The sequence below is a fragment of the Bacillus sp. SRL337 genome (genome assembly GCF_984799155.1).
Window position 1 is genome coordinate 285001 of the sequence record NZ_OZ481793.1, and the last position, 12153, is coordinate 297153.

The window sequence follows — 12153 nt, forward strand, 5'->3', positions numbered from 1 at the left end:
AGGAGAGAATCCTAAGGTGAGCGAGAGAACTCTCGTTAAGGAACTCGGCAAAATGACCCCGTAACTTCGGGAGAAGGGGTGCTCTGGTAGGGTGCAAGCCCGAGAGAGCCGCAGTGAATAGGCCCAGGCGACTGTTTAGCAAAAACACAGGTCTCTGCGAAGCCGTAAGGCGAAGTATAGGGGCTGACGCCTGCCCGGTGCTGGAAGGTTAAGGGGAGTGCTTAGCGCAAGCGAAGGTGCGAACCGAAGCCCCAGTAAACGGCGGCCGTAACTATAACGGTCCTAAGGTAGCGAAATTCCTTGTCGGGTAAGTTCCGACCCGCACGAAAGGCGCAACGATCTGGGCACTGTCTCAACGAGAGACTCGGTGAAATTATAGTACCTGTGAAGATGCAGGTTACCCGCGACAGGACGGAAAGACCCCGTGGAGCTTTACTGTAGCCTGATATTGAATTTTGGCACAGCTTGTACAGGATAGGTAGGAGCCTTGGAAACCGGAGCGCCAGCTTCGGTGGAGGCGCTGGTGGGATACTACCCTGGCTGTGTTGAACTTCTAACCCGCGCCCCTGATCGGGGTGGGAGACAGTGTCAGGTGGGCAGTTTGACTGGGGCGGTCGCCTCCTAAAGAGTAACGGAGGCGCCCAAAGGTTCCCTCAGAATGGTTGGAAATCATTCGCAGAGTGTAAAGGCACAAGGGAGCTTGACTGCGAGACCTACAAGTCGAGCAGGGACGAAAGTCGGGCTTAGTGATCCGGTGGTTCCGCATGGAAGGGCCATCGCTCAACGGATAAAAGCTACCCCGGGGATAACAGGCTTATCTCCCCCAAGAGTCCACATCGACGGGGAGGTTTGGCACCTCGATGTCGGCTCATCGCATCCTGGGGCTGTAGTCGGTCCCAAGGGTTGGGCTGTTCGCCCATTAAAGCGGTACGCGAGCTGGGTTCAGAACGTCGTGAGACAGTTCGGTCCCTATCCGTCGTGGGCGCAGGAAATTTGAGAGGAGCTGTCCTTAGTACGAGAGGACCGGGATGGACGCACCGCTGGTGTACCAGTTGTCTTGCCAAAGGCATCGCTGGGTAGCTATGTGCGGAAGGGATAAGTGCTGAAAGCATCTAAGCATGAAGCCCCCCTCGAGATGAGATTTCCCATCACTTTATGTGAGTAAGATCCCTGAAAGATGATCAGGTAGATAGGTCTGAGGTGGAAGCGTGGCGACACGTGCAGCTGACAGATACTAATCGATCGAGGACTTAACCACGTTAAAAAGCGCAGGCGGTTTTAATAGCCGCCGGAGCTGGATTGCAAAATAGAAACTCGGAATCCTTTCTGATTTCTTCATGACCTTTATCTAGTTTTGAGAGAACGATGTTCTTTCAACTTCATACAGTCTGGTGATTAAGGCGAAGAGGTCACACCCGTTCCCATGCCGAACACGGAAGTTAAGCTCTTCAGCGCCGATGGTAGTTGGGGGATCTCCCCCTGTGAGAGTAGGACGTCGCCAGGCTGGTATGAACTTATATCGTCGCGGGGTGGAGCAGTTCGGTAGCTCGTCGGGCTCATAACCCGAAGGTCGCAGGTTCAAATCCTGCCCCCGCAATACCATTTTTGTCAAAAAAGTCCTACCCTGGGGTAGGATGTTTTGACGCTTATATCTCTCCTTATATTAAGGAAGGATATTTTCACTCTAGTATCTGCTCCTTACATTAGGGAGAGATATTTTGCTTATCAGCAAAAATCTTTGGTCCGGTAGTTCAGTTGGTTAGAATGCCTGCCTGTCACGCAGGAGGTCGCGGGTTCGAGTCCCGTCCGGACCGCCATCTACTAAATTATGAAATTAGCGAAACGATGTTTCGTTATTTTTTTTGTCCTCATGAAAGATTTTTTGCTCAACTTGGCAAAATCGGGTAAACTACATATATACTTCATCCTTAGGAAATGACCATGATCCTAGGGTTTTTTTATACTATTAAAGGAGAAATGTATGTCAGCATATGAATTTATGACAATCTGCCCTGAACAAACAACTGAATTTGCCGCTAGGCTTGCTGAACAGCTTCAGGAAAATGATGTTTTGACCTTAGAGGGCGATCTGGGAGCAGGAAAGACCACTTTTACAAAAGGTCTGGCCAAGGGTTTGGGGGTCAGACGCAATGTGAACAGCCCTACTTTTACCATCATTAAGGAGTATCAGGGCCGGCTGCCGCTGTATCATATGGATGTTTATCGGTTGGATGATTCTTTTGAGGATCTTGGATTTGATGAATATTTCAATGGCGGCGGGGTAACGGTTGTCGAATGGGCGCATTTAATTAAAGAGCAGCTTCCAGATGAGAGGCTTGCGATATCTATTTTAAGGAAATCTGATGATGAGCGAACCATTACGCTGGAGCCATCTGGAATGAGATATGAAACGTTATGTAAGGAGATTTTTAAATGAAAATCCTCGGGATTGATACTTCCAATTATCAGTTGGGAATTGCACTTGCCAGTGAAGAGGAAGTCATTGGTGAATATATCACAAATATAAAGAAGAACCACTCTCTGCGGGCAATGCCGGCTGTGGAAATGCTTATGAAGGAATGCGGTGCATCACCTGCTGAATTGGACAGGATCGTGGTGGCTGGCGGTCCTGGCTCTTATACAGGTGTAAGGATTGGTGTGACGATTGCGAAAACACTTGCCTGGACACTGAATATCCCTGTCGTCGGTGTTTCCAGCCTTGCTGTTCTTGCTTCTTCGGGAAGGTATTTCAATGGATTGATTTCTCCATTATTTGATGCACGGAGAGGCCAGTTGTATACGGGTCTTTACAGGTTTAAGGAAGGCAAGCTGATGTGTATCAGGGAGGATGCCAATCTGCCGGCGGAAGAATGGGCGGATAGCTTAAGCAAGTATGGGGAGAAGATTCTATTCGTCGGGCACGATGTAAAAATTCATCATGATGTGCTGAGAGATAAACTTGGAGAACAGGCAGTGTTTGCTGATACGACAAGCCACAATCCTCGTCCTTCCGAACTTATCAGGCTGGGTATGGAAATGCCGGAAGAGAACGTACATGGACTTGTCCCAAACTACATCAGGCTGGCTGAAGCGGAAGCAAAGTGGAGAGAAACGCAAAAATAGCAGGTAAACTGGGGAATGGTTATGAGTGAGTACACAGTAAGATTAATGAATACAGAGGATTTGGATCAGGTCATGGAAGTGGAAAGCCATTCATTTTCCATACCGTGGAGCCGGGATGCATTTTTTAATGAATTGGAAACGAATCATTTTGCTACATATATCGTCATTGAAGATAAAGGCAGGGTCATCGGTTACTGCGGGGTCTGGATCATTGTGGATGAAGCGCATATCACAAATATCGCAGTCCTTCCGTCATATAGAGGCAAGGGCCTTGGCGGTAAGCTGATGGGAAGTATGATGGAGATTGCAAAGGAAATGGGTGCCAGGACCATGACGCTTGAAGTGAGGGTGAGCAATGATCCGGCCCAGTCATTATATAGGAAGTACGGATTCCAGGATGGCGGGATCCGCAAAAATTATTATTCTGACAACCAAGAGGATGCATTAGTTATGTGGGTGAAATTATATGAGTAAAGACACGTATATCCTGGGAATGGAAACAAGCTGTGATGAGACTGCTGTTGCCATTGTCAAAAACGGAGTAGAGATTCTTTCAAATGTCGTGGCCTCTCAAATTGAAAGCCATAAACGGTTTGGCGGGGTAGTGCCGGAGATCGCTTCAAGACATCATGTAGAACAAATTACGATTGTCATTGAGGAAGCTTTAAACCAGGCAGGGATGACTATGAAGGAGTTGGATGCGATTGCGGTAACGGAAGGGCCAGGACTGGTAGGTGCTTTGTTAATCGGTGTCAATGCGGCAAAGGCTTTGGCTTTTGCCCACGGACTCCCGCTTATTGGTGTACATCATATTGCCGGCCACATTTACGCTAACCGTTTAGTGAAAGAGATGAAGTTTCCTCTTTTGTCCCTGGTCGTATCGGGGGGCCATACAGAATTGGTGTATATGAAAGAGCACGGCTCCTATGAGGTTATTGGAGAGACCCGGGATGATGCTGCAGGTGAGGCTTATGATAAAGTAGCCAGGACTCTCGGCCTCCCTTATCCAGGAGGTCCGCATATTGACCGGCTGGCGGCTGAAGGGGAGCCGGAGATCGATTTGCCAAGGGCATGGCTGGAAGCTGATTCCTTTGACTTCAGTTTCAGCGGGTTGAAGTCAGCGGTCATCAACACGGTTCACAATTCGGAACAACGTGGAGAAAAGATTGCACCGGAAACCCTTGCGGCGAGCTTCCAGGAAAGTGTCATTGATGTGTTGGTCACAAAAACGCTCAAAGCTGCAAAACAATATGAGGTAGAGCAGGTCTTGGTTGCCGGCGGGGTCGCAGCGAATAGAGGCTTAAGAAGCAGATTGGAAAAGGAGTTTGAGGCTTTGGAAGGTATAGATCTTGTGATACCGCCCCTCTCCCTGTGCACCGATAATGCGGCGATGATAGCGGCGGCTGGAACAATTGAATTTGAAAAGGGAAAACGAGGGTCAATGGCGATGAATGCTAACCCTGGTCTTGATATTGAGAATTTTTAGGCTTGAAAGAGAAATCTTTCAAGTCTTTTTTAATTTACGGCTTGGTTTCTTGAGTTATGGGGATAAATTGTGACTATCCTTATGAATCAATGAAGGATTGGCAAAGGGGTGGCGATAGTTGGGGTAGAGCCGGAATGGAAAAGTGGATACAGCTAAGGATGGTGTGTGGATTCGTAAGTGAGAGGAGGCAAAGCAGGGAAACACCTCCAAAAGGCAGGCTTATTTGTATCAGCGTTGGCAAGGGGACGGTAAACCTACAATTCCTGTGTTGATACGGAGGGGAACCGCCTGTCCAATAAAAAGTTATCCCCAAAGCATCCACAATTAAGAAGTTTACGTTTACTAAAAGCAGGGAAAAAGAAATTGTACACGTTCGCCCAAATAGGAACAAGTGTTTTGTACACAATCTGTGGATAAGTTGTTAGTAAGTGTAGAGTAAGGTGTGTAAAAATACAAGGAAAAATTTCCTATTTTTTTGTGAATAATGGGGATAACTGTGGATTAAATTGTGGATAATGTGGAAAAGTATTGTGAATAAAGTGAAATAAACAATTTTTCTGTGAATAACATTGTGGAAGAACACCTACATGTTAAGAGCAACTCATACATTCTCACCTAAAAGTGGAAAACAGTCCAAGGGATTCCCCCTTGGACCGTTTTTTTAAGGTTGAAGCAACTCTTCGATTTCTGTCCATTCCTCCATGTATTCTTCCAGCGACTGCCTTGCCGCTTCTAACTCTTCATTCAGCTTGGTCACTTTTTCATGATCTTGGAACACATCAGGATCACATAGCTCTGTTTCAATGCTGCCAATGGTCCCTTCCAACTCTTCCATCAGCATCTCGAGTTCTTCTACCCGCCTTCTGCGCTGTCTTTCCCGTTTTTTAGCTTCTTTATCCTGCTGATAATGTTGTTTCTCAGTTTTTACAGGAGTGCGGCTTTGGACATGCTTGCTTTCTTCCAATTTAGCCAGTTCAAGAATCTCGTTTTTCTTTTGAAGATAGTAATCGTAATCTCCAAGAAACACTGTTGCTTTCGTTGGAGATAGCTCGACGACCTTTGTCGCAATCCGGTTGATGAAATAGCGGTCATGGGAAACAAAAAGGATGGTTCCCGGATATTCAATCAAAGCTGACTCCAATACTTCCTTGCTATCAAGGTCCAAATGGTTGGTCGGCTCATCCAGGATCAACAGGTTCGCCTTCTGGAGCATCAATTTAGAAAGGGCGAGTCTTGCCTTTTCACCTCCACTGAGAGTGGTGACAGGCTTCAGCACATCTTCACCGGAAAAAAGGAAGTTGCCCAATACAGTGCGGATTTCCTTCTCGTCTTTCAAAGGATATTCATCCCACAGCTCATTCAAAACGGTTTTGTTGGAAGATAACTCGGCCTGTTCCTGGTCATAGTAGCCGATGGATACATTGGAACCAAAGGTAAAACTGCCGTTGATAGGCTGCAGCCTCTTGATGAGTGTTTTTAACAGCGTCGACTTCCCGACTCCATTAGGACCGACAAGTGCAACACTGTCCCCTTTTGACATCGTCATGTTAATTGAAGAGGAAATCACATCATCTTCATATCCGATTGCCATGTCGTTCACCTTTAAGACATCATTTCCGCTTTGGCGATCAATGGTAAAAGAGAAGGTCGCCGATTTTTCATCACCCTGAGGACGGTCCATCAAGTCCATTCTTTCCAACTTCTTCCGCCTGCTCTGAGCAAGCTTGGTAGTGGAGGCACGGGCAATATTCTTCTGGATGAAATCCTGAAGTTTAGCAACTTCTTCTTGCTGGCGTTCATACTGCTTTATTTCTCTTTCATACATTTCCGCTTTCATTTCAAGGAATTGGCTGTAGTTGCCGTGGTACTTCTTTGAATTGGTCCGGGAGACTTCATATACCTGGTTTACGACTTTATCTAGAAAGTAGCGGTCATGGGAAACAATCAGAATCGCGCCTTCATATCCTTGAAGATATAGTTCGAGCCATGACAATGTATCGATATCAAGGTGGTTGGTAGGCTCGTCCAGAATCAGGATATCAGGCTTGGTCAGTAAAAGTTTCCCCAGGGCAAGACGCGTCTTTTGTCCGCCGCTCAAAGTTGAAATTGGCGTATTATAGTCAAATCCGGCAAAATTCAAGCCGTGAAGTACAGAACGGATATCGGCTTCAAACTGATAACCGCCGGATTCTTTGAATTTCACCTGAATGGTATCATAATCTTTCAGGATTCTATTATACTTATCCTGATTCTCGTAAACGGAGGGATCAGCCATTTCCTGTTCGAGTTTCCGAAGGTCTTGTTCCATCTTACGGAGGCCGTCAAAAACGGATAGCATCTCCTCCCAGATCGATAAGCCGGATTCCAGGCCGGTATGCTGAGCGAGATAACCGATGGAGACTTCTTTAGGTTTGATGATCTCTCCTGAATCATAGGAGAGCTGACCGGAAATAATCTTTAATAAGGTAGATTTACCGGCACCGTTTCGCCCGACAAGAGCAATGCGGTCACGGTTTTGGATTTCAAGTTTAATATTGGATAGAATCACATCGGCCCCGAAGGATTTTACGATTTGATTCACTTGTAATAATATCAATTTATTCACCTCTAAATAGTAGGCTCTAATTTTTGGGAAGGGCTCTTTCGTAAACTTTGTAGCGCTTTAATGCAAAGTCAAAGGACCTATTTAAAAAAATTCTACATCCGGTTTTAGGAATTTTTCCGGAAGCAACCATTTATGCGAAAAAAAGACTTAGAAAAAGAGTACGGAAAACATGCTGGGTTATTCAAGGTTCTATTAGTATAGTGTATCTTAAAATCAATGAGGACGGAAGCGGAAGCCACGTGCAAGACAGACAGGATATGCAAAATAGTGTATGATAATAGAGACGGAAACAGAGGGAATGCAAGGAATGCCATTAAATGGAATTGACATATGGCTGTAACAAGCACAAAATGAAAAGGATGATTTCGCATGTTCATTTGGAAGCGTTGTCAGTATAGATGGAGTGAGAGGTAAGCTAAAAAAGCTCAAGCGAATTTAACGTGGGGGAATAGCAATGAATCAGGAAAGTACAAAGATTCCACAAGCGACAGCTAAACGGCTGCCGTTATACTATAGATTTATCAAAAACTTACACTCTTCAGGAAAACAGAGAGTTTCCTCAAAAGAGCTGAGTGAAGCGGTAAAAGTAGACTCCGCAACGATCAGGAGAGATTTTTCGTACTTTGGTGCATTAGGAAAGAAGGGGTATGGGTACAATGTTAACTACCTGCTATCTTTCTTCAGCAAAACGCTCGACCAGGATGCTTTGACAAAAGTCGTGCTGATAGGTGTCGGAAATCTTGGAACAGCCTTTTTACACTACAACTTTATAAAAAATAATAACACAAAAATTGAAATGGCATTCGATGTCGATCCGGAAAAGGTTGGTTCAGTCATTGGGGATGTACCGGTGTACAGTCTGGATGACATGGAGAAGCATCTTGAGGATAATGGAATCGAAGTGGCTATCATGACGGTTCCGGCAGGTGCTGCCCAGAATATCACCGACAGGCTGGTACAGGCAAATATCAAGGGCATCTTGAACTTCACCCCTGCCAGGCTGACTGCCCCGGAGCAGATCAGAATCCATCATATTGATTTGGCTGTAGAGCTCCAGTCGCTGGTCTATTTCTTGAAAAATTATTCTGAAGATGACACCGAAATGTCACAAGAAGAAAATAGAACATAATAGCAAAAGCAAAGCCGATAAGTTATGATAGAACAAGGAGGTGAGCGTTATGCCACTAGGACCAGGTAGCCTCATATTGATCGCAATTGTTGCTCTATTAATTTTCGGACCGAAGAAATTGCCGGAATTGGGTAAAGCAGCAGGAAATACTTTGCGTGAATTTAAAAACGCAACAAAAGGCTTAGCAGATGACGACGATGATAATAAAAATAAAGATGCTAAGTAAAATGTAAGGATTGAACGCTATGAGTCATAATGAAATGACAGTTTACGAACATATAGGAGAACTCCGGAAACGACTCATGTTTGTAGTCGTTTTCTTCTTGTTGGCGTTTATAGGCAGTTTCTTTCTTGCTGAACCGCTGATCAGATATCTGCAGCATGCGGATGAAGCGAAGGAACTGACCATGAATGCTTTCAGACTGACAGATCCATTGAAAATCTATCTGGAGATGATGGTGTTCATTTCTTTGATCCTCACATCCCCGCTCATTCTTTTCCAACTGTGGGCTTTCATTAGTCCGGGCTTGCTGGATAGAGAAAGAAAGGTAACACTAAGCTATATCCCGATTTCACTGCTGTTATTTCTCGGAGGATTGTCGTTCTCGTACTTCATTCTCTTCCCGTACGTAGTCAAATTCATGATGAATTTATCGAATGAACTGAATATCCAGCAGGTAATCGGCATAAATGAATATTTTCATTTTCTCTTTCAGCTGACACTGCCTTTTGGATTGCTGTTTCAGCTCCCGGTCGTGATGCTGTTTTTGACAAGGCTGGGAATCATCACCCCAATGTTCATGGGGCAAATGAGGCGTTATGCCTATTTCGTTTTGCTTGTAATCGCAGCTTTCATCACACCGCCTGATATCGTCTCCCATATGATGGTGACCGTACCGCTGCTGCTTTTATATGAAATCAGTATCTGGATTTCGAAAATCGGCTATAAGAAAGTACTCCAGGCCGAACAGGAGCTGCAGAGAAAGCTATATGAAGAGGATAGAAGAAGAGAGGAATGACCTTTGGGTTGTTCCTTTTTTCTATTCCCATAAATTGTGGAAAACAAGGACGGAAACCCAAGAATTTTCCTCTTCTGGTTCATAGTCTATATGGACTCTGGCTGGAAAAAGAATGAGGAGGAAGATGCACATGAACCATTATGGATTTGATATTCAAGATCAAAGAATTTTCGGCCGTCCAGGGTTTGGGTTCGGCCGCCCGGGATTCGGATTTGGTTTCGAAAGACCATTTGGCTGGGGCTTTGGTGTCGGGGTTCCATTTTTGACAGGATTGGCGGCAGGAGCATTGCTGGCACCACGGCCATACTATGGCTACGGTTATCCTTATTATCCGTATGCCCCGTATCCTTACTACTAATAATCAGAATGGCTCTCCTGTTGATGCGGGAGAGCTTTTTATTTGAATAGGCAGGCGAGTGGGTTCCTCCTGTTGTAGGAATAAACGGCTGATATCAGGAAAAAGCTGCCTTGGAAGTGGCAATATTTATTGTGAATTTTGAGGTGGCTTAGTCATAGGGTCCAATCTATAGTTTTTGAGGAAGTTGAAGGTGTCAATAGAAGGTGTGGAAATCCTTTTTGAAGGAAATCGATGTGGTCATAGAGGGTGTATGAGGGCATGGAAATCCTTTTTGAAGGAAATCGATGTGGTCATAGAGGCCGAATGAGGACATGGAAATCCGTTTTGAAGAAAATCGATGTGGTCATAGAGGCCGAATGAGGACATGGAAATCCGTATTGAAGGAAATCGATGTGGTCATAGAGGGTGTATGAGGGCATGGAAATCCTTTTTGAAGGAAATCGATGTGGTCATAGAGGCCGAATGAGGCCATGGAAATCCGATTTGAGTAAATCGATGTGGTCATAGAGGGTGTATGAGGACATGGAAATCCATTTTGAAGGAAATCGATGTGGTCATAGAGGGTGTATGAGGGCATGGAAATCTGATTTGAGTAAATCGATGTGGTCATAGAGGCCGAATGAGGACATGGAAATCCGTATTGAAGGAAATCGATGTGGTCATAGAGGGTGTATGAGGGCATGGAAATCTGTTTTAAGGAAATCGATGCGGTCATAGAGAGTGTATGAGGGCATGGAAATCCTTTTTGAAGGAAATCGATGTGGTCATAGAGGGTGTATGAGGACATGGAAATCCATTTTGAAGGAAATCGATGTGGTCATAGAGGGTGTATGAGGGCATGGAATTCAGTTTTGAGGAAATCGAAGTGGTCAAAGAGGGTGTATGAGGGCATGGAAATCCGTTTTGAGGAAATCGATGTGGTCAAAGAGGGTGTATGAGGGTATGGAAATCCGTTTTGAGGAAATCGATGTGGTCATAGAGGATGTATGAGGGCATGGAAATCCGTTTTGAAGGAATCGATGTGGTCATAGAGGCCGAATGACGACATGGAAATCCGTTTTGAGGAAATCGATGTGGTCATAGAGGGTGTATGAGGGCATGGAAATCCGTTTTGAAGGAAATCGATGTGGTCATAGAGGGTGTATGAGGGCATGGAAATCCTTTTTGAAGGAAATCGATGTGGTCAAAGAGGGTGTATGAGGGCATGGAAATCTGATTTGAGTAAATCGATGTGGTCATAGAGGCCGAATGAGGACATGGAAATCCGTTTTGAAGGAAATCGATGTGGTCAAAGAGGGTGTATGAGGGCATGGAATTCCTTTTTGAAGAAAATCGATGTGGTCATAGAGGGTGTATGAGGGCATGGAATTCCTTTTTGAAGAAAATCGATGTGGTCATAGAGGGTGTATGAGGGCATGGAAATCCTTTTTGAAGAAAATCGATGTGGTCATAGAGGGTGTATGAGGGCATGGAAATCTGTTTTAAGGAAATCGATGTGGTCATAGAGGGTGTATGAGGGTGTGGAAATCCGATTTGAAGGAAATCGATGTGGTCATAGAGGGTGTATGAGGGCATGGAATTCCGTTTGGAAGAAAATCGATGTGGTCATAGAGGGTGTATGAGGGCATGGAATTCCTTTTGAAGAAAATCGTTGTGGTCAAAGAGGGTGTATGAGGGCATGGAATTCAGTTTTGAGGAAATCGATGTGGTCAAAGAGGGTGTATGAGGGCATGGAAATCCTTTTTGAAGGAAATCGATGTGGTCATAGAGGCCGAATGAGGACATGGAAATCCGTTTTGAAGAAAATCGATGTGGTCATAGAGGGTGTATGAGGGCATGGAAATCCGTTTTGAAGAAAATCGATGTGGTCATAGAGGGTGTATGAGGGTGTGGAAATCCGATTTGAAGGAAATCGATGTGGTCATAGAGGCCGAATGAGGCCATGGAAATCCGATTTGAGGAAATCGATGTGGTCATAGAGGGTGTATGAGGGCATGGAAATCCTTTTTGAAGGAAATCGATGTGGTCATAGAGGCCGAATGAGGACATGGAAATCCGTTTTGAAGAAAATCGATGTGGTCATAGAGGGTGTATGAGGGTGTGGAAATCCGATTTGAAGGAAATCGATGTGGTCATAGAGGCCGAATGAGGCCATGGAAATCCGATTTGAGGAAATCGATGTGGTCATAGAGGGTGTATGAGGGCATGGAATTCAGTGATGAGTAAATCGATGTGGTCATAGAGGGTGTATGAGGACATGGAAATCCATTTTGAAGGAAATCGATGTGGTCATAGAGGGTGTATGAGGGCATGGAAATCTGATTTGAGGAAATCGATGTGGTCAAAGAGGGTGTATGAGGGTATGGAAATCCGTTTTGAGGAAATCGATGTGGTCATAGAGGATGTATGAGGACATGGAAATCCGTTTTGAAG

Annotated in this window: 10 protein-coding genes, 2 tRNA genes and 2 rRNA genes (1 of these 14 only partly in view); 13 read left to right on the forward strand and 1 reads right to left on the reverse strand. The window is 45.1% G+C overall.

Going from position 1 to position 12153, the window contains the following annotated elements; genetic code table 11:
• The 8 genes from AC4E8A_RS01520 to tsaD form a co-directional block, all read left to right on the forward strand.
• Positions 1-1258 (forward strand): 23S ribosomal RNA (locus AC4E8A_RS01520) (it extends 1678 nt beyond the left edge of the window).
• A gap of 129 nt (positions 1259-1387) precedes the next feature.
• Positions 1388-1504 (forward strand): 5S ribosomal RNA (gene rrf, locus AC4E8A_RS01525).
• A gap of 19 nt (positions 1505-1523) precedes the next feature.
• Positions 1524-1597: transfer RNA gene (locus tag AC4E8A_RS01530), tRNA-Met, on the forward strand.
• 143 nt (positions 1598-1740) lie between these two features.
• Positions 1741-1817, forward strand: a tRNA-Asp gene (locus tag AC4E8A_RS01535).
• A gap of 164 nt (positions 1818-1981) precedes the next feature.
• Positions 1982-2437, forward strand: a complete 456-nt coding sequence (gene tsaE / locus AC4E8A_RS01540) for a tRNA (adenosine(37)-N6)-threonylcarbamoyltransferase complex ATPase subunit type 1 TsaE (protein WP_490196407.1) — start codon at positions 1982-1984, stop codon at positions 2435-2437.
• The gene (gene tsaB / locus AC4E8A_RS01545) at positions 2434-3123 is read left to right on the forward strand and encodes a tRNA (adenosine(37)-N6)-threonylcarbamoyltransferase complex dimerization subunit type 1 TsaB (protein ID WP_490196408.1); all 690 of its coding nucleotides are present in this window, start codon (positions 2434-2436) and stop codon (positions 3121-3123) included. The genes tsaE and tsaB overlap by 4 nt, the downstream gene beginning before the upstream one ends.
• Positions 3124-3138: 15 nt before the next feature.
• Positions 3139-3597: a ribosomal protein S18-alanine N-acetyltransferase gene (gene rimI / locus AC4E8A_RS01550; protein WP_490196409.1), complete on the forward strand. Its 459-nt coding sequence runs from the start codon at positions 3139-3141 to the stop codon at positions 3595-3597.
• A complete protein-coding gene (gene tsaD, locus AC4E8A_RS01555; RefSeq protein WP_490196410.1) occupies positions 3590-4609 on the forward strand; it encodes a tRNA (adenosine(37)-N6)-threonylcarbamoyltransferase complex transferase subunit TsaD in 1020 nt (339 codons plus the stop codon). The genes rimI and tsaD overlap by 8 nt, the downstream gene beginning before the upstream one ends.
• 661 nt (positions 4610-5270) lie before the next feature.
• Here tsaD and AC4E8A_RS01560 read toward each other — a convergent pair.
• Complete coding sequence (locus AC4E8A_RS01560) at positions 5271-7205, reverse strand: ABC-F family ATP-binding cassette domain-containing protein (RefSeq protein ID WP_490196411.1); 1935 nt, start codon at positions 7203-7205, stop codon at positions 5271-5273.
• 463 nt (positions 7206-7668) lie between these two features.
• Here AC4E8A_RS01560 and AC4E8A_RS01565 point away from each other — a divergent pair, with 463 nt between their 5' ends.
• The 5 genes from AC4E8A_RS01565 to AC4E8A_RS01585 all read left to right on the forward strand — a co-directional run bounded on the left by AC4E8A_RS01565 (position 7669) and on the right by AC4E8A_RS01585 (position 12130).
• The gene (locus AC4E8A_RS01565; RefSeq protein WP_490196412.1) at positions 7669-8343 is read left to right on the forward strand and encodes a redox-sensing transcriptional repressor Rex; all 675 of its coding nucleotides are present in this window, start codon (positions 7669-7671) and stop codon (positions 8341-8343) included.
• A gap of 49 nt (positions 8344-8392) precedes the next feature.
• Positions 8393-8569: a twin-arginine translocase TatA/TatE family subunit gene (locus tag AC4E8A_RS01570; RefSeq protein ID WP_490196414.1), complete on the forward strand. Its 177-nt coding sequence runs from the start codon at positions 8393-8395 to the stop codon at positions 8567-8569.
• A 19-nt stretch (positions 8570-8588) separates the two neighbouring features.
• Positions 8589-9362: a twin-arginine translocase subunit TatC gene (gene tatC / locus AC4E8A_RS01575; protein WP_490196415.1), complete on the forward strand. Its 774-nt coding sequence runs from the start codon at positions 8589-8591 to the stop codon at positions 9360-9362.
• A 124-nt stretch (positions 9363-9486) separates the two neighbouring features.
• Positions 9487-9720, forward strand: a complete 234-nt coding sequence (locus AC4E8A_RS01580; protein ID WP_490196416.1) for a spore coat protein — start codon at positions 9487-9489, stop codon at positions 9718-9720.
• A gap of 2257 nt (positions 9721-11977) precedes the next feature.
• Positions 11978-12130, forward strand: coding sequence for a hypothetical protein (locus AC4E8A_RS01585; RefSeq protein WP_490196417.1), 153 nt, complete (start codon positions 11978-11980; stop codon positions 12128-12130).
• Positions 12131-12153: the final 23 nt, after the last annotated feature.